The organism is Actinophytocola sp., from assembly GCF_035712165.1.
In the GTDB taxonomy this organism is placed as follows: Bacteria; Actinomycetota; Actinomycetes; order Mycobacteriales; family Pseudonocardiaceae; genus DASYTH01.
Genome location: NZ_DASTBH010000509.1, coordinates 1 through 16,020 on the forward strand (window position 1 = coordinate 1; position 16,020 = coordinate 16,020).

The window sequence follows — 16,020 nt, forward strand, 5'->3', positions numbered from 1 at the left end:
CCTCGCGGAACACCACCCGGCGCTGCAGGATCGACGTCGAGTTGTAGATGTGCACGATCGCCTTGCTGGCGCCCTCCAGCGACTCGAAGGTGCGCTCGATCAGCTCGGGCCGGCACTGGGACAGCACCTGGATGCGCACGTCGTCGGGCACCGCGCCGTCGGCGATGATCTCGCGGACGAAGTCGAAGTCGGTCTGGCTGGCCGCCGGGAAGCCGACCTCGATCTCCTTGTAGCCCATGCGAACCAGCAGGTCGAACATGCGCCGCTTGCGGGCCGGGGACATCGGGTCGATCAGCGCCTGGTTGCCGTCCCGCAGGTCGACCGCGCACCACTGCGGGGCCGTGCTGATCCGCCGGTCCGGCCAGGTGCGGTCGGGCAGCGTGACCGGCTCGACCAGCTGATGGAAGGGCTTGTACCGGTGCACCGGCATGGAGCTGCCGAGCTGGGTGTTCCAGGCCGGCTGGCCGGCCGGGGCCGGGCGGGACGGGGTGCGGACGCGGCTGTCGGCAGAGCTGTAGACGTCGGGGTTCGTGGTCATGAGAGTGGCTCCTGGTCGGGGTCTACGGCGACCGGCGGCGTCGCGTCGCACCGCGGCGGGGAGCCGGTCCGGTCAGGCCCCGTCGCGGCAGCGAAGCAGGAGAGCACGCGCCACGAGGGGAAGGGTATCGAGATCCGGGCCAGGATGCGCAACGGTGGTTCCACATGGTGGACGAAGCGCGACCCAACGTCACCCGTTTCGGGAATCTCTCACGTGGGAATACATGGCCCATGACTACGTATCGTCGAAGGTCCTACGGCAACACCGCGTCGCGGGTGATTGCCGGAGTGGGCGCCCTGTTCGCTCTGATCATCGTCGTCTTCATCCTGCTGACGCTCTTCGGTGCGAACGCCGGGAACGCCTTCGTTGTGTTCATCCGATCGCTGGCCGAGCCGCTCGCGCTCTTCTTCCCTGGCCTCTTCGACCTCAACAACAACACCCTCGAGCTGGTCCTGAACTACGGCTTGGCCGCCGTGTTCTGGCTCGTCGTCTCGGGTTTCGTCGCCCGTCTCGTCTCCCGCTACTGATGGCCCGGCAATCGGGTTGGCCGCCCGTCGCCCCCTCCGCGCGGCCAACCCGATCAGCCAGCGTTGCCAAGCCGCTTCAGAACGCGGGGCGGCCCCACTCGCCGGTGAAGGCGACCTGATCGAGCGGTAAGCGGGTGCGGGGGGCGAGTTCCTTGGCGCGGGTGCGGTCGTCGGGGAGGTCGTCGGGGGAGCCGGGAGTGCCGACGGCGATCACGGCAAGGGGGCGGACGTCGGCGGGAAGCGCGAACGCGGCCCGGGCGGCGTCGGTGTCGAAGCCGCCCATCTGGTGGGCGACCAGGCCTTCGGCGACCGCCTGGAGCACGAGGTTCTCGCTGGCCAGGCCCACGCCGTAGTCGGCGTGCGGGATGGCGCCCTTCTCGTTCTCGGTGACCGCGCAGGCCAGCAGCAGCACGGCGGCCGCTCCGGCCCAGCTCTGGTTGCCCCGCCGCAGCGTGTCGAAGATCCGCCGGTAGGTGTCGTCACCCCGCCGGCCGACCAGGTACCGGGCCGGTTGCGTGTTGCCGTTGGACGGCGCCCAGCGGGCCGCCTCCAGCAGCGCGCGCAGCGCGGCCTCGCCGACCTCACCGGCCGGGTCCAGCGCGCGGGGGCTCCACCGGGCCGCGATCAACGGGTGCAGCGAGACGCTCGTGTCGGCGGGCTTGTCCATCAGATCGCGAAGTTCCACGAGGTGATCGCGTACGCGCCGAACCAGGAACTGAACACCGCGAGCGCGCTGAGCACGATCACCATGGTCGCGGTGCGGCGCCGGGCCAGCGCGATCGCCACCGGGATGAGCAGGGTGAACGCCGGCAGCATCAACCGGGTCTTGGACGCCATCAGCCCGTTGGCGGTCAGGTCCATCGCCAGCACGCCGAGGCCGTACACCAGCAGCGGCCACTCCAGCCGCCGCGCGATCGCGATCGCCGAGATGACCAGGGCAACGGCGATGAACCCCACGGTGGCGATCTCGAACGGGTAGTCCGGCTGGGCGAGCCGGCGCAGGATCCAGCGCGTGGTCGCCGCGCCCCCGTCGAAACCGGAGTCCCAGCCGGCCTGCTGGAGCGCGAACCAGCCGTCCCACCGGCCGGTGCGGGCGCCCACCCAGGCGAGATAGGAGATCAGGCCCACCGGCGCGAGCAACCCGGCGATCCAGGGCCGCCAGCTGTCCCGGCGCTGGATCACGGCGACCAGCGCGGCCAGCCCGACCGCCAGGATGAGCGCGGCGGCGGTGGGCCGGACCAGCCCGGCGATCCCGCAGCACACGCCGGCCAGCACCCAGCGCCGTTCCAGCACGCCGACCAGCGACCACGCGGCCAGCGCGCAGAACATCGCCTCGGAGTAGGTCATGGACAGCACGATGGCCATCGGTGAGGCGGCGAACAGCGCCACCAGGATCAACCCGACCCGCTCCGAGCCGCCCCGGACCTGCCGGCCCAGCCGGGCGATGCCGTAGGCGCAGAACACCCCGGACACCACGGTCAGCGTGCTGGCCGCGGCGAAGGCGCTGATGCCGGTCAGGTTCGCCACCAGCCGGGCGGTGACCGGGTAGCCGGGGAAGAACGCCATCGAGTTGACGGCCAGCACCTGGTTGTGCGCGTCGGTCAGCCCGACGACCCCGTCGTAGCCACGTTCGGTCAGCTGCAGGAACCACCGGCCGTCCCAGGCCTGCAGGACGTCGGTCGTGGACATCTCGTTGGCGCGGGTCATCAGGCTCAGTACGAGTAGCCCCAGCTCCCGGATGCCGAGGTAGATCAGGGCGGGCGCGAGCAGCCGGGTGACCCGCAGGATCGTCCACCGCTGCTCCTCCCGCGCCGGTTCGGCCGGGTGCTCCGGCGCGTCGGCGACGGTCGGGTCGTCGGCTTCGGTTCGCGTCGCGTCCGTAGTTGACGGCACCCGTTCCCTCCCTCGTGACCTCGGCTACAGGGTATGCGGTCGCGATGATATGCGGTGGCGAGCCGCAGGTAGGCTGCGTGCGGTGAGTTGAGGAGGTTGCACGCGGTGGCGCTCGTCGTCCAGAAATACGGTGGTTCCTCGCTGGAGAACGCCGATCGGATCAAACGGGTGGCCGAGCGCATCGTGGCTACTCGCAAGGCCGGCGACGAGGTGGTCGTGGTCTGCTCGGCGATGGGTGACACCACCGACGAGCTGACCGACCTGGCGCTGCAGGTCAACCCGGTCCCGCCGGAGCGGGAGATGGACATGCTGCTCACCGCGGGTGAGCGGATCTCCAACTCGCTGGTGGCGATGGCGATCAGCGCGCTGGGCGCCGAGGCCCGGTCGTTCTCCGGCTCGCAGGCCGGGGTGATCACCACCTCCGCGCACGGCAAGGCCCGGATCATCGACGTGACCCCCGGCCGGCTGCGCGCCGCCCTCGACGAGGGCTACATCGTGCTGGTCGCCGGCTTCCAGGGGGTCAGCCAGGACACCAAGGACATCACCACGCTCGGCCGCGGCGGGTCGGACGCCACCGCGGTCGCGCTGGCCGCGGCGCTGAACGCGGACGTCTGCGAGATCTACACCGACGTGGACGGTGTCTACACCGCCGACCCGCGGATCGTCCGGGACGCCAAGCGCCTGGATCGGGTCACCTACGAAGAGATGCTGGAGATGGCGGCCAGTGGGGCCAAGGTGCTGATGCTGCGCTGCGTGGAGTACGCGCGCCGGTACGGCGTCCCGATCCACGTGCGCTCGTCGTACACGAACAGGCCGGGCACCCTGGTTTCCGGCTCGGTGGAGGACATTTCCGTGGAACAGGCGATGATCACCGGCGTGGCGCACGACCGGTCCGAGGCCAAGATCACCGTGACCGGGGTGCCGGACCACGCAGGCGTCGCGGCGCGGATCTTCCGCACGGTCGCCGACGCGGAGATCGACATCGACATGGTGCTGCAGAACGTGTCCAGCACCGCGTCCGGGCGCACCGACATCACCTTCACGCTGTCCAAGGACAACGGCCCCCGCGCGGTGGCGGCGCTGGAGAAGCTCAAGACCGAGGTCGGGTTCGCGGCCGTGCTCTACGACGACCACGTGGGCAAGGTGTCGCTGGTCGGCGCCGGCATGCGGTCGCATCCCGGAGTCACCGCGACGTTCTGCGAGGCGCTGGCGAAGGTCGGCGTGAACATCGACATCATCAACACCTCGGAGATCCGGATCTCCGTGCTGATCAGGGACACAGAGTTGGACGACGCGGTGCGCGCCATCCACGAGGCCTTCGGGCTCGGCGGAGACGAGCAGGCGGTCGTGTACGCGGGAACGGGGCGTTGAGCATGACGCAGGCAGGCACATCGGCACCTACGCTGGCACTGGTCGGCGCCACCGGGGCGGTCGGCTCGGTGATGATCGACATCCTGAACGAGCGGAGCGCCTGGCCGTGGGGTGAGGTGCGGCTGATCGCCTCGCCGCGCTCGGCCGGCAAGCGGATCCGCGTGCGCGGCGAGGAACTGACTGTCCAGGCGCTGGCTCCCGAGGTGTTCGACGGGGTCGCGGTGGCGATGTTCGACGTGCCGGACGAGGTCTCCGCGCACTGGGCGCCGATCGCCGCGGCGCGCGGCGCGATCGTGGTGGACAACTCCGGCGCCTTCCGGATGGACCCGGACGTTCCCCTCGTGGTGGCCGAGGTGAACCGCGACCAGATCGCCGAGCCGCCCCGCGGGATCATCGCCAACCCCAACTGCACCACGCTGTCGATGATGGCCGCGCTGGGCGCGCTGCACGGCGCGTTCACGTTGCGCGAGTTGGTGGTCGCGTCGTACCAGGCCGCGTCCGGCGCCGGGCAGTCCGGTGTGGACCAGCTCTACGCGGAGCTGGCGGCGGTGGCGGGTAAGCAGGTCGGGGTTCGCGGTGGGGACGTGCGGGAGGCGCTGGCCGCCGCCGGACTGTCTGTTTCGGACTCGCTGTTCGGTGCTCCGCTGGTGTTGAACGTGATCCCGGCGGCCGGTTCGTACAAGCAGGACGGCTGGTTCTCCGAGGAGCTGAAGGTTCGCAACGAGTCGCGCAAGATCCTCGGCATCCCGGACCTGAAGGTGTCGGCGACCTGCGTGCGGGTGCCGGTGATCACCACGCACTCGCTGGCGGTGCACGCGGTGTTCGCCGAGCCGGTGACGGTCGCGGCGGCGCACGAGATCCTGTCCGCGCAGCCTTCCATCGTGCTGGTGGACGACCCGGCGCAGGGCCGCTACCCCATGCCGGCGGACACGGTCGGGGCCGACCCGACCTACGTCGGCCGGGTGCGGCAGGCGCTGGACTTCCCGAACACCCTGGACTTCTTCGTGTGCGGGGACAACCTGCGCAAGGGCGCGGCGCTCAACACCTACGAGATCGCCGAGGCACTGGCCGGCTGAGGTTGCGCCGGCTGGTCCGGGTGGCGGCTGCTGCTGCGCGCGATCAGCACGACGGCCGCCGCCGCGACCAGGATGCCGCCGAGGCCGGCGACGGCGAAGCCCCACGCGGGCGAGGAGTGGTCGACGACGAAGCCGACCACCGGCGCGCCGGTGGCGGCGCCGAGGGTGAACCCGGTGCTCTGCATCCCGGTGGCCTCGCCGCGCACCGCGACCGGGGCGAGCCGGCTCACCTCCTCGCCGGTGGCGGCGATGGTCGGGGCGCACAGCAGGCCGGCCGGCAGCAGGGCGAGGGCGAGCAGCCACCAGTCGCCGTGCACGAGCCCGACCGGGATGGTGAGCGCGCCGAGCAGCGCCATCAGCCCGACCTGGCTGAACGAGCGGTGCAGCCCGCCGTAGACCAGGCCGCCGATCGCGGAGGCCGCCGACCACATCCCGACCACCAGGCCGGTCCACGCCACGTCGCCCTGGCCGCGTAGCTGCGCGACCACGGTGACCTCGGAGCCGGCCAGCACGAACACCGCGCCGGCGCCGATCAGCAGCACGGCGATCAGCCGGGGGGTGAGCCAGGACCGGCGGGGCGGGCGGACTCCGTCGTCCTCGGCCTTCTCCTTGGCGCTGCGCACGGCGGGGTTGACCAGAAAAAGCGCCGTTCCGACGGCGGCGATGCCGATGGCCATCGCGGTGAGCGCGGCCGTCGTGGACAGTTGGGTGACGAGCAACACGGCGAGCGCGGGCCCGACCATGAAGCTGAGCTCGGTGGAGATCGAGTCGAGTGAGTAGGCGGTGCGGCGCAGTTCCGCCGGCACCAGCGCGGCGATCGCCTGCCGGCCGATCCCCATCGCGGGCAGGATGAAGAACCCGCCGGCGAAGCCCGCCACCAGCAACAGCGGGTAGGGCAGGAACCGCGCGGTCAGCCAGAAGAGGGTCTCGCCGACGACGGTGATCATCAGCATCCGGCGCAGGCCGTACCGGTCGACCACCCGGCCCATGACCGGGGCGGCGACCGCGGCGCCCACCGTGACCGCGGCGCCCACCAGTCCGGCCGCGCCGTAGCCCCGGCCGAGCTCGATGGCGACGTGGAGCGTCAAGATCATCGCGGAGGCGGCCAGCGGAATCCGGGCGAAGAAGATCAGGATCGTCAGGCTGCGGATCCCGGGCAGGGCGAGCATCCGCCGGTAGAGCTGCATGGCTTGATGTCATCCTTTCCGGGCCGGGTACGCAACCACGTTACGACTGGTCACCGACAAGATCACTCGTTCGTTATCTTGACTCATTCCAGAAAACCTGGTGTGGTGGCGGTGCGATGAACGACCAGGGACTGGCTCAGCAGGAGCCACGCGAACGGCTCCGCGCCGTCGGACTGCGGGTGACCGCACCGAGGATCGCGGTGCTGGAGTGGCTCGCCACGAACCCGCACGCCACCGCGGAGGAGATCGCGGCCGGGGTGCGGGAGCGGCTGGACTCCGTGTCCACGCAGGCGATCTACGACGTGCTGAACGCGTGCACCCGGGCGAGGCTGCTACGCCGGATCGAGCCGGCCGGACACCCGGCCCGGTTCGAGACCCGGACCTCGGACAACCATCACCATCTCGTCTGCCGGATGTGCCACCGGACCGAGGACGTGGACTGCGTCGTCGGCCTGGCGCCCTGCCTGGAACCCTCCAGTTCCGCGGGGTTCGTCCTGGACGAGGCCGAGGTGGTGTTCTGGGGCCTGTGCCCAGTCTGTGCTGGTCGACCGCAGACCGAGAGCCACCACATCGAGGAGAGCGCGTGACCGAGCCGACGCCCACGACCAACAACGTGGGTATTCCCATCGCCAGCGACAACGACTCGCTGACCCTGGGTACCAACGGTCCGATCCTGCTGCAGGACCACTATCTGATCGAGAAGAACGCCCAGTTCAACCGGGAGCGGGTACCGGAACGGGTGGTGCACGCCAAGGGCGGCGGCGCCTTCGGTTTCCTCGAGGTCACCGAGGACGTCAGCCAGTTCACCATGGCCGCGGTGTTCCAGCCGGGCACCCGCACCGAGAGCGTCGTGCGGTTCTCCACCGTCGCCGGGGAGCAGGGGTCGCCGGACACCTGGCGCGACCCGCGCGGTTTCGCGGTGAAGTTCTACACCTCGCAGGGCAACTACGACATCGTCGGCAACAACACCCCGGTGTTCTTCATCCGGGACCCGATCAAGTTCCCCGACTTCATCCGCTCGCAGAAGCGGCGCGCGGACAACCATCTGCGCGACAACAACATGCAGTGGGACTTCTGGACGCTGCGCCCGGAGTCCGCGCACCAGGTCACCTGGCTGATGGGTGACCGGGGCATCCCGTCCAGCTGGCGGCACATGAACGGGTACGGCTCGCACACCTACCTGTGGCAGAACGCCGCAGGCGAGAAGTTCTGGGTCAAGTACCACTTCAAGACCGACCAGGGCATCGGGTTCCTGACGCAGGCCGACGCGGACCGGATGGTCGGCGAGGACATCGACCACCACATCCGCGACCTCTACGACACGATCAAGGTCGGTGACCACCCGAGCTGGACGCTCTACGTCCAGGTCATGCCGCACGACGAGGCGGCGGACTACCGGTTCAACCCGTTCGACCTGACCAAGGTGTGGCCGCACGGCGACTACCCGCTGATCAAGGTCGGCCGCTGGGTGCTGGACCGCAACCCGGAGAACTACTTCGCCCAGATCGAGCAGGCCTCCTTCCAGCCGTCGAACCTGGTGCCCGGCATCGGGCCCTCGCCGGACAAGATGCTGCTCGGCCGGCTGTTCTCCTACCCGGACGCGCAGCGGTACCGGATCGGCACGAACTACGCGCAGCTGCCGGTGAACGCGCCCAAGTCGCCGGTGCACACCTACAGCAAGGACGGCGCGATGCGGTACACCAACACCACGGACCCGGTGTACGCGCCGAACTCCTACGGCGGCCCGCACGCCAACCCGCTGCTGGCCGGCGAGACGGGCTCGGCCTACGGCGCGACCGGTGAGGTGCTGCGCTCGGCCTACGCGCTGCACGCCGAGGACGACGACTTCGGTCAGCCGGGCACCCTGGTCCGCAAGGTGATGGACGACGACCAGCGCGCTCGTCTGGTCGGCAACGTCGCCGGGCACCTGCGCAACGGCGTCTCCGCGCCGATCCTCGAGCGGGCGCTGGAGTACTGGCGCAACGTCGACAAGGAGACCGGCGACCGGATCGCCGAGCTCGTCGAGGGCTGATTTTCCCGATGCGGCAACCCGTCTCATGCCCCTGAGACGGGTTGCCGCGCTATTTCTCCGCTGTGGCGGGCTCGGTGGCCGGGCGCAGCGCCAGCGCGGCGCGCAGGACGCCGGCCGACTCGGCGACCGCCTCGCGGAACCGGCGCCCGACCCCGATGAAGTTCACGAACCCGTGGATCAGGTCGCCGAGCCGGTGCTCCACCACCGCGACCCCGGCTTCCCGCAGTTTCGCCGCGTACGCCTGACCCTCGTCGCGCAACGGGTCGAAGCCCGCGGTGGCCAGGTAGGTGGGGGGCAACCCGCGCAGGTCCTCGGCCAGCAGCGGCGAGACCAGCGGGTCGGCGGCCATCTCCTTGTCCGGCAGGTAGTTCGCGGTGAACCAGGTCATGTCCTCGTCGGTGAGGAAGAAGCCGTCCAGGAACAGGTCCTGCGACCGGTACCGGTTGGCGGAGTCGGTGGCCGGGTAGTAGAGCAGCTGGAAAACCGGGCGTGGGCCGCCCGAGTGCAGCGCCTGGTAGGAGGTCACCGCGGCCAGGTTGCCGCCGGCGCTGTCCCCGCCGACCGCGATCGCCGACGGATCGACACCCAGCTCGTCAGCCTGCCGGACGGCGAACTCGAACGCCGCCAACGCATCGGCCGGAGCGGTCGGGAACGGCGTCTCCGGCGCGAGCCGGTAACCCACCGACAGCACCCGCACCTCGGCGTTGCGCGCCAGGAACCGGCACAGGTTGTCGTGCGAGTCGATGCTGCCGATGGTGAAGCCGCCGCCGTGGTAGTAGACCAGCAGCGGCGAGCCCTCGGCGAGGCCGGCCGGGGTGTACAACCGGGCCGGGATCGTCCCGCCGTCGACCGGGATCCGCAGGTCGCGTCCGTGCGTCGGCTGGATCCGCCGGCCGCCGACCACCGGGCTCATCGTCTCCACATTCCGCCGGGCGTCGGTCACGCTGCCGGCGGAGAGCTTGACCTCGGTCAGCTTGTTCAGCCGCAGCAACAGTTGCGCGTCCAGGGCCAGCTCGTTGCCGTCGATCCGGATCGGTGGCCCGGCGATCCGGCGGCGCACCGGCTCCGGCAGCGCGAACGCCGCGTGCATCGCGGCACCCTGGAGCTTTGCCGGCAGTCGGGTCATCGCCTTGGCCATCGTGCGCGCCTCCAATGGAGCCAGTGGGATGTGACCAACCTAGGTCATGGGTGAGGGAGGATGGCAGGTGTGAGGGTGAGCCCGGTGCAGGTGGTGGGGATCGGCGGTTCGCTGCGGGAGGACTCGCAGTCCGAGCGGGCGCTGCGCATCGTGCTCGCCGCCGCCGAGGAGTCCGGCGCCAAGGTCACCATGATCAGTGGGTTGGACCTGGTGCTCCCGTTCTACGACCCGGCGATCACCGAGCGACCGCCCGCGGCCCGCCGGCTGATCGACGAGATCCGGCACGCCGACGGTGTGGTCCTCGTCTCGCCCGGTTACCACGGCACGATCTCCGGCCTGGTCAAGAACGCGCTGGACTATCTGGAGGATCTGCGCGACGACGAGCGGCCCTACCTGGACGGCCGGGCGGTGGGCTGCATAGCGGCGGCGCGCGGCTGGCAGGCGGCGGTCACCACGCTCACCGCGTTGCGGTCGATCGTGCACGCCCTGCGCGGCTGGCCGAGCCCGCTGGGTGCGGCGGTGAACTCGGCCGAGGTGCTGTTCGATGCGGCCGGCGGCTGTTCCAACGAGCAGGTGACCAGCACGCTGCGTACGATCGGCCACCAGGTGGTGGAGTTCGCTGTCGCCCGAACTCCGGGTGGCGGCCCGGACTGAACGGTGGGCCGAGTCATGGGCAACTTCCGGATCGCCGGTCCGCTCGACGAGGCCAACCGCAAGATCGCCGGAACGATCCTGCAGGCGACCCTGACCAACCTGCTCGATCTTTCGCTGATCGCCAAACAGGCGCACTGGAACGTGGTGGGGCCCAACTTCCGCAGCGTGCACCAGCAACTCGACGAGGTTGTCGAGCTGGCCCGCCGGCATGCCGACGCGGTGGCCGAGCGCGCGTCGGCGATCGGCGTCCCACCGGACGGCCGGGCCCGCACCATCGCCGAGCACTCCGGGTTGCCGGCTGTCTCGGAAGGCTGGGCGCTGGACTCGGACGTGGTCCAGGCGGTCGGCGCGGTGCTCGGCGAGCTGATCAAGCGGATGCGCACCTGGATCGACGAGACCGACAAGGCCGACCTGGTCAGCCAGGACCTCCTGATCGAGATCGCCGGTGAGCTGGAGAAGCAGTACTGGATGTGGCAGGCCCAGCAACTCTGACGCACCATCCAGCAAGCCGAGCCGGTCAGCGCAGGCCGAGGGCGCGCAGCGCGAAATACACCTCCACCGCCGTCTGCTTGATCGTCTCGGCGACCACGAGCGAGCCGTGCCCGGCCTCATACCGGTACACCTCGTAGCCGGCCCCTCGCGCGGCGAGCCGGTCGAGGTAGTTGTCGATCTGCCGGATCGGGCACCGCGGGTCGTTCTCCCCGGCCAGCACCAGCACCGGCGCCCGCACCTCGTCCACGTAGGTGATCGGCGAGCACTCCACGTACCGGTCGTGCACCTCCGCCGGTGATCCGCCGAACAGCGCGCGGTCGAACGCCCGCAGCGGCTCCATCTCGTCCTCGTAGGCGGCCAGGTAGTCGGCCACCGGGACGGTGGCGACGCCGGCCGCCCACCGCTCCGGCTGCACCCCGAGGGCGAGCAGGCTGAGGTATCCGCCCCAGGACGCGCCGGTGACCACGCACCGGGCCGGGTCGGCCAGCCCCTCCCGCACCGCCCAGTCGTGCACGGCCGCGACGTCGGCCAGTTCGGTCAGTCCCGGCCGGCCCTCGATCGCGTCCCGCCAGGCCGAGCCGTATCCGGTGGAACCGCGATAGTTCACGTGCACCACGGCGAAACCCGCGTCCAGCCACACCGCCCGGTAGGCGGAGTACCGGTCCTCGTCGGCCGCGTGCGGGCCGCCGTGCAGGCTGAACACCGTGGGCAGGGGGCCGTCCCCGGCGTCTGCTGGACGAGCGACCAGCGCGTGCACCGAACCGTCCGGCCCGGCCGGCACGAACGCGTCGGTCACCTCGACCGACGGCGGCGCCTTGGCCCCGGGCGGCTCCAGCAGCACCCGCTCGGTGCCGTCGGTGTAGAGCGCGCGGATCACGTTCGGCGACGCGGCGTTCGACCAGGAGTACTCGACGGTGCCGTCCGGCCGCACGTCGGCCGACCCCACCGTGCCGCGCAGAGTGTCCAACCGGGACAGTGAGCCGCTGTCGATGTCGAAGCGGTGCAAGGTGTTGCGCGCCTCGTGGGTGTGGATCACGAGGATGCCGCGGCCGTCCGGGCACCACACGGCACTCACCTCGCCCGGCAGGTCGATGGTGATCTCCACCTCGGTGTCCGCCGCCACGTCCCAGATCAGCAGCTCCTCCCGGCCGCGGCGCTCGTGCACGACCAGCAGCCGGGTGTCGCCGTGCACCGGGCTGAAGCCGATCGCGTCCAGGCCCTTGCCCGCGCCGTCCCATTTCTCGGCCACGGTGCTGCCGTCGGCCACGGCCAGCACCCGCAGCGCCGGGTGCCGGTTGTCGCCGTGCTCGGAGTGCGCGATGGCCAGCAACCGCTCGTCGCGGGACATCGCCGCGACGCCGGCGTCGTTGGCGTGCTGGTAGATCACCTCGCCGGGCCCGCCGGCGCGGGACGTGAAGATCGTGGTGCCGTCGTCGGTGGAGACACCGATCGCGGTCGCCTCGTGGCCCACCGCGAGTCCGGCCGGATACCCGGGCGTCACGCCGGCGACGGCCGGGCCGGCCTCGCTATCGGCCGGCCGGCCGGCGAACGGCTCACACACCCAGCTGCCGAACTCGTCGCCGTCGGTGTCGGCGAACCACCACAGGCGTTCGCCGTCCGGGGTGATCGCGGCATGCAAGGTGCCGTTCGGACGGTCGGTCACCTGGCGGTGGATGTCGGTCGCCCGGTCCCAGGCGTAGACCTCCCAGACCCCGCTGGCGTTGGACAGGTAGTGGTTGCGGTCCGGGGCGTCCAGTGCCCAGTCGGGCAGTGAGACCCGGGCGGCGGTGAACCGGGCGCGCCAGCGCGCTTCGGCCTCGGTGTCGCCGAACAGGACGTCCGGCACCTCGGCGGCGGGGTGGTTGCTCACCCCGTGAATCCTGCCGCATCGGCGGCGGTCCGGGGGAGCGCGTCCAGCGCGCTGATCAGAAGTTCCAGGCCGAACTCGAAGTCGGCCTCGGAGTCGTGTTCGGCCAGTGCGGGCAACAGCTCGCGGACGTTGACCAGACCGGCCGCCTCGAGCTCGGCCGGGTCGACCAGGGGCCGGGTGTCGGCCGCCCACCGGGCCTCGGTCTGGCTGGACTCGTGCACCAGGCAGCCGAGCACGTAGTTGACCACCGCCCGCATCACCTGCACCGCGGCCTTGCCGCGGAACCCGGCCGCCTGCGCGGTGGCCAGGGCCAGTTCGACCGGGCGCATGCCGATCGTCGAGTTGGGCTGGCGGCTCACCACCACCATGACGGAGCGCGGGTACCGGTGCGCCACCTCGCGGAACGCCCGGGCCAGCGACCGGACCGCCTCCCGCCAGTCCGCCGCCGGGTCGGCGGCGAACTCCATGCCGACCAGGATGTACTCGGCGACCGCGTCGAGCAGTGCCGCCTTGTTGGGCAGGTGGTTGTACAGCGACATCGCGCCGGTGCCCAGTTCGGCGGCGAGCCGGCGCATCGAGACGGCGTTGACGCCGTCCCGCTCGATCAGCTCTACCGCGGTCCGCACGATGAGATCGCGGCTGAGCGGGCTTGCCACGGGCACCTCCAGGGCGCTTGACGACGTACATCGTACGTGAGACGGTGGTCACATACGTACGGTGTACGTACGAGCCTTTCGGGGAGGCACGGCATGGCCATGGAGGACCTCTACATACTTCCCTCGGAGGACGGCTGGTCCGTCGACGCGGCCGGCGCGACCCGGTTCAACTGGGATTATGAGGACGGCCGGGAGAAACTGCTCGCCCTGTACCAGAAGGGCAAGGACAAGCAGTGGGACGCCGAGAAGCGGATCGACTGGGATCTCGAGGTCGACCCCTACAACGCGCTCGGCCTGCCGGACGAGTCGATCGCCATCTACGGCAGCCGGTTCTGGGACGCGATGAGCGAGAAGGAACGCGCCGACCTGCGCCGGCACTCCTGCTCCTGGCAGTTCTCCCAGTTCCTGCACGGCGAGCAGGGCGCGATGATCACCGCCGCCCGGATCGTGGAGACCGTGCCGGACCTCGACGCCAAGTTCTACTCGGCCACCCAGACCATGGACGAGGCTCGCCATGCCGAGCTGTACAGCCGGTTCCTGCGGGAGAAGATCGGGATGCTCTACCCGATCAACGACCAGCTGCAGTCCCTGCTCGGCGACACCCTGACCGACTCCCGCTGGGACATGCCCTACCTGGGCATGCAGGTCCTGATCGAGGGCCTGGCGCTCGCCGCCTTCGGCCTGCTGCGCGACCTCACCACCAAGCCGCTGCCCAAACAGATCCTGACCTACGTCATGCAGGACGAGGCCCGCCACGTCGCGTTCGGCCGGCTGACCCTGCGCGACTACTACAAACAGCTCACCGAGGCCGAACGCCGCGAACGCGAGGACTTCGTGATCGAGGGCTGCTACCTGATGCGGGACCGCATCCGCGGCATCGAGATCTGGCAGAACTTCGGCATCGAACCGCGCGAGGTGAAACCCCTCGTCGAGGACTCGCCCTACATGCAGGCCTTCCGCAAGCTCCTGTTCAGCCGCATCGTCCCGTGCGTGCGCGACATCGGCCTGTGGGGCGAACGTCTGCAGCAGGCCTACGTCGACATGGGCGTCCTGGAGATGGGCGACGCCAACCTGGATCTGCTGATGCGCCAGGACGAAGATCTGGCCGAGAAACTCGACGCCGAACGCTTCCAGGCCGAGGAGGAGGAACGCAAAGCCGAAGTCCACGAGGCGATCGCCCTGGGCGCCCAGGACTGATGCACACGTCGGCATCGGCGGCGCCCGGTCACCGATCGACCTGCCGGACCGGGTAGCGATCCCGAACCTTCTCGTTGAAGTACCGCCCGAAACTCGGCGCCGCCAGCAGTTCCTGGTAAACCTTGTGCGGCACAACGAAATACCGGTAGATCCGGTCGTTGTGAAATTCGACCTCCAGGATCTGCTCGTCCCGGTCGTACCCCACCGCCCGCACCACCGACGAGTCCACCGGCCGACGTCTCATCGCCTCAACCTATCGACCGGGCGCGGTATCACGCCTCCGGATCCGTCCTCTGAACGGTGACCGACACCCTCCAGAAAGGACACGATCCCATGGCCGCCCAGATCCCATCCGACGTGACGGCATTCCAACGAAACTGGCGCTTCTGCGTGCACTGCTTCGGCCTCTGGTGGAACGGCAACCCGACCAACGGCCACTGCCCGTCCCCCAACGCCCCCGTGGTCGGCGGCCGCCGCACCCACACCGGCCCCAGTTGGGACTTCTACCTGCCCGCCGACCCCGACAACGGCCTGGACGCCAACCCGCACTGATCCGGCTCGGCCCCGGTCCGCCTGCCCGGGCCGGGGCCCCAGCCGTGACCGGACCGCAATCCGCGAATCGCAACATTCAGGCAAACGGACGCGACACGGTCGAATGACAGCCGCCATTCGACCGGTGGGACCCGACAGCAAGGAATTTCCCATGTCGCAACCGCACTACGCCCCGCCCCAGCAACCGGCCGTGGCAGCACCGCAAAACGGCCTCGGCACCGCCGGGTTCGTCCTCGGCCTCATCGGGCTGATCTTCTCCCCGATCCCGATCATCGGCGTGGTCGCGTGGCCGCTGGCGATCCTCGGCCTCATCTTCTCCCTGGTCGGCGTCACCCGCGCCAGAGCCGGCCGGGCCACCAACCTGGGCCTCGCCATCGCCGGCACCGTCTGCTCGGCGCTGGCTCTGCTGCTGTGCATCCTGTGGGTCGCGGCCTTCGGCAAAGCCGTGGAGGACGTGCGAAACGAGTCGGTCCGGCCAGCCACCGTCCACTACGAGGTCACCGGTGACGCGAAGAACGTCACCATCTCCTACACCACCTTCGGCGACGGCGTCACCAGCAACCAGGAAACCGCCGCAACCCTCCCGTGGGCCAAGGAAGTCCAAACCACCGGCCTAGGCAAAGGCGGCTCGCTAAGCGTCATAGCCGGCCCCGACGGCGGCACCGTATCCTGCAAAGTCACCATCGACGGCAACGAAACAAAAACCGCCACCGCCTCTGGCCCCCTAGCCACCGCAACCTGCTCCGACTTCTAACCCCAACAACCCACCCAACCCGCCCACCCACCACGGACGCACCCAGCCCCGCGTCGGGACGTACAGCACCGTGGGGGTCTGGG

Annotated in this window: 17 protein-coding genes and 1 pseudogene; 10 read left to right on the top strand and 8 right to left on the bottom strand. The window is 70.2% G+C overall.

What is annotated here, in order from left to right; translation table 11 throughout:
- Positions 1-538 (bottom strand): annotated as a pseudogene (locus VFO68_RS28795) (2-isopropylmalate synthase); the annotation flags it as partial.
- 287 nt (positions 539-825) lie between these two features.
- On the opposite strand from VFO68_RS28795, the gene VFO68_RS28800 reads away from it, so the two are divergent.
- The gene (locus VFO68_RS28800) at positions 826-1,065 is read left to right on the top strand and encodes a hypothetical protein (RefSeq protein ID WP_325161553.1); all 240 of its coding nucleotides are present in this window, start codon (positions 826-828) and stop codon (positions 1,063-1,065) included.
- A 76-nt stretch (positions 1,066-1,141) separates the two neighbouring features.
- Here VFO68_RS28800 and VFO68_RS28805 read toward each other — a convergent pair whose 3' ends face one another.
- Positions 1,142-1,732, bottom strand: coding sequence for a nitroreductase family protein (locus VFO68_RS28805; RefSeq protein WP_414635597.1), 591 nt, complete (start codon positions 1,730-1,732; stop codon positions 1,142-1,144).
- Positions 1,732-2,958: a hypothetical protein gene (locus tag VFO68_RS28810; protein WP_325161554.1), complete on the bottom strand. Its 1,227-nt coding sequence runs from the start codon at positions 2,956-2,958 to the stop codon at positions 1,732-1,734. Before VFO68_RS28810 ends, VFO68_RS28805 begins: the two co-directional genes overlap by 1 nt.
- A gap of 105 nt (positions 2,959-3,063) precedes the next feature.
- Between VFO68_RS28810 and VFO68_RS28815 the strand changes: the two genes are divergently transcribed.
- Both VFO68_RS28815 and VFO68_RS28820 read left to right on the top strand, forming a co-directional pair.
- Positions 3,064-4,329: an aspartate kinase gene (locus tag VFO68_RS28815; protein WP_325161555.1), complete on the top strand. Its 1,266-nt coding sequence runs from the start codon at positions 3,064-3,066 to the stop codon at positions 4,327-4,329.
- A gap of 2 nt (positions 4,330-4,331) precedes the next feature.
- The gene (locus VFO68_RS28820) at positions 4,332-5,405 is read left to right on the top strand and encodes an aspartate-semialdehyde dehydrogenase (protein WP_325161556.1); all 1,074 of its coding nucleotides are present in this window, start codon (positions 4,332-4,334) and stop codon (positions 5,403-5,405) included.
- On the opposite strand, the gene VFO68_RS28825 is transcribed toward VFO68_RS28820, so the two are convergent.
- Positions 5,375-6,592: an MFS transporter gene (locus VFO68_RS28825; protein ID WP_325161557.1), complete on the bottom strand. Its 1,218-nt coding sequence runs from the start codon at positions 6,590-6,592 to the stop codon at positions 5,375-5,377. The genes VFO68_RS28820 and VFO68_RS28825 overlap by 31 nt on opposite strands.
- 116 nt (positions 6,593-6,708) lie before the next feature.
- Between VFO68_RS28825 and VFO68_RS28830 the strand changes: the two genes are divergently transcribed.
- On the top strand, positions 6,709-7,179 hold the full coding sequence (locus VFO68_RS28830; protein WP_325161558.1) for a Fur family transcriptional regulator: 471 nt from the start codon (positions 6,709-6,711) through the stop codon (positions 7,177-7,179).
- Positions 7,176-8,624 carry a catalase gene (locus tag VFO68_RS28835; RefSeq protein ID WP_325161559.1) on the top strand — a complete coding sequence of 483 codons (1,449 nt, stop codon included), beginning with the start codon at positions 7,176-7,178 and terminating at the stop codon, positions 8,622-8,624. Before VFO68_RS28830 ends, VFO68_RS28835 begins: the two co-directional genes overlap by 4 nt.
- A 49-nt stretch (positions 8,625-8,673) precedes the next feature.
- Here VFO68_RS28835 and VFO68_RS28840 read toward each other — a convergent pair whose 3' ends face one another.
- Positions 8,674-9,762, bottom strand: coding sequence for an alpha/beta hydrolase (locus VFO68_RS28840; protein ID WP_325161560.1), 1,089 nt, complete (start codon positions 9,760-9,762; stop codon positions 8,674-8,676).
- A gap of 75 nt (positions 9,763-9,837) precedes the next feature.
- On the opposite strand from VFO68_RS28840, the gene VFO68_RS28845 reads away from it, so the two are divergent.
- A complete protein-coding gene (locus tag VFO68_RS28845; protein WP_414635596.1) occupies positions 9,838-10,416 on the top strand; it encodes an NADPH-dependent FMN reductase in 579 nt (192 codons plus the stop codon).
- 15 nt (positions 10,417-10,431) lie between these two features.
- Positions 10,432-10,908, top strand: coding sequence for a DNA starvation/stationary phase protection protein (locus VFO68_RS28850; RefSeq protein ID WP_325161562.1), 477 nt, complete (start codon positions 10,432-10,434; stop codon positions 10,906-10,908).
- Positions 10,909-10,933: 25 nt separating this feature from the next.
- On the opposite strand, the gene VFO68_RS28855 is transcribed toward VFO68_RS28850, so the two are convergent.
- Together VFO68_RS28855 and VFO68_RS28860 are read right to left on the bottom strand one after the other, a co-directional pair.
- Positions 10,934-12,778 carry a prolyl oligopeptidase family serine peptidase gene (locus VFO68_RS28855; RefSeq protein WP_325161563.1) on the bottom strand — a complete coding sequence of 615 codons (1,845 nt, stop codon included), beginning with the start codon at positions 12,776-12,778 and terminating at the stop codon, positions 10,934-10,936.
- Positions 12,775-13,434, bottom strand: a complete 660-nt coding sequence (locus VFO68_RS28860; RefSeq protein WP_325161564.1) for a TetR/AcrR family transcriptional regulator C-terminal domain-containing protein — start codon at positions 13,432-13,434, stop codon at positions 12,775-12,777. The genes VFO68_RS28855 and VFO68_RS28860 overlap by 4 nt, the downstream gene beginning before the upstream one ends.
- Before the next feature lie 93 nt (positions 13,435-13,527).
- On the opposite strand from VFO68_RS28860, the gene VFO68_RS28865 reads away from it, so the two are divergent.
- On the top strand, positions 13,528-14,631 hold the full coding sequence (locus VFO68_RS28865; RefSeq protein ID WP_325161565.1) for a ferritin-like domain-containing protein: 1,104 nt from the start codon (positions 13,528-13,530) through the stop codon (positions 14,629-14,631).
- Between the two features lie 28 nt (positions 14,632-14,659).
- On the opposite strand, the gene VFO68_RS28870 is transcribed toward VFO68_RS28865, so the two are convergent.
- Complete coding sequence (locus VFO68_RS28870) at positions 14,660-14,875, bottom strand: KTSC domain-containing protein (RefSeq protein ID WP_325161566.1); 216 nt, start codon at positions 14,873-14,875, stop codon at positions 14,660-14,662.
- A 56-nt stretch (positions 14,876-14,931) separates the two neighbouring features.
- Between VFO68_RS28870 and VFO68_RS28875 the strand changes: the two genes are divergently transcribed.
- Together VFO68_RS28875 and VFO68_RS28880 are read left to right on the top strand one after the other, a co-directional pair.
- Complete coding sequence (locus VFO68_RS28875) at positions 14,932-15,183, top strand: hypothetical protein (RefSeq protein ID WP_325161567.1); 252 nt, start codon at positions 14,932-14,934, stop codon at positions 15,181-15,183.
- A 151-nt stretch (positions 15,184-15,334) separates the two neighbouring features.
- On the top strand, positions 15,335-15,937 hold the full coding sequence (locus VFO68_RS28880; RefSeq protein WP_325161568.1) for a DUF4190 domain-containing protein: 603 nt from the start codon (positions 15,335-15,337) through the stop codon (positions 15,935-15,937).
- Positions 15,938-16,020: the final 83 nt, after the last annotated feature.

What these genes read in the sequence shown, in the direction of transcription:
- VFO68_RS28805 (WP_414635597.1), bottom strand. Translation starts at nt 1,732, where the DNA reads ATGGACAAGCCCGCCGACACGAGCGTCTCGCTGCACCCGTTGATCGCG.
- VFO68_RS28820 (WP_325161556.1), top strand. Translation starts at nt 4,332, where the DNA reads ATGACGCAGGCAGGCACATCGGCACCTACGCTGGCACTGGTCGGCGCC.
- VFO68_RS28825 (WP_325161557.1), bottom strand. Translation starts at nt 6,592, where the DNA reads ATGCAGCTCTACCGGCGGATGCTCGCCCTGCCCGGGATCCGCAGCCTG.
- VFO68_RS28830 (WP_325161558.1), top strand. Translation starts at nt 6,709, where the DNA reads ATGAACGACCAGGGACTGGCTCAGCAGGAGCCACGCGAACGGCTCCGC.
- VFO68_RS28840 (WP_325161560.1), bottom strand. Translation starts at nt 9,762, where the DNA reads ATGGCCAAGGCGATGACCCGACTGCCGGCAAAGCTCCAGGGTGCCGCG.
- VFO68_RS28850 (WP_325161562.1), top strand. Translation starts at nt 10,432, where the DNA reads ATGGGCAACTTCCGGATCGCCGGTCCGCTCGACGAGGCCAACCGCAAG.
- VFO68_RS28865 (WP_325161565.1), top strand. Translation starts at nt 13,528, where the DNA reads ATGGCCATGGAGGACCTCTACATACTTCCCTCGGAGGACGGCTGGTCC.
- VFO68_RS28870 (WP_325161566.1), bottom strand. Translation starts at nt 14,875, where the DNA reads ATGAGACGTCGGCCGGTGGACTCGTCGGTGGTGCGGGCGGTGGGGTAC.
- VFO68_RS28880 (WP_325161568.1), top strand. Translation starts at nt 15,335, where the DNA reads ATGTCGCAACCGCACTACGCCCCGCCCCAGCAACCGGCCGTGGCAGCA.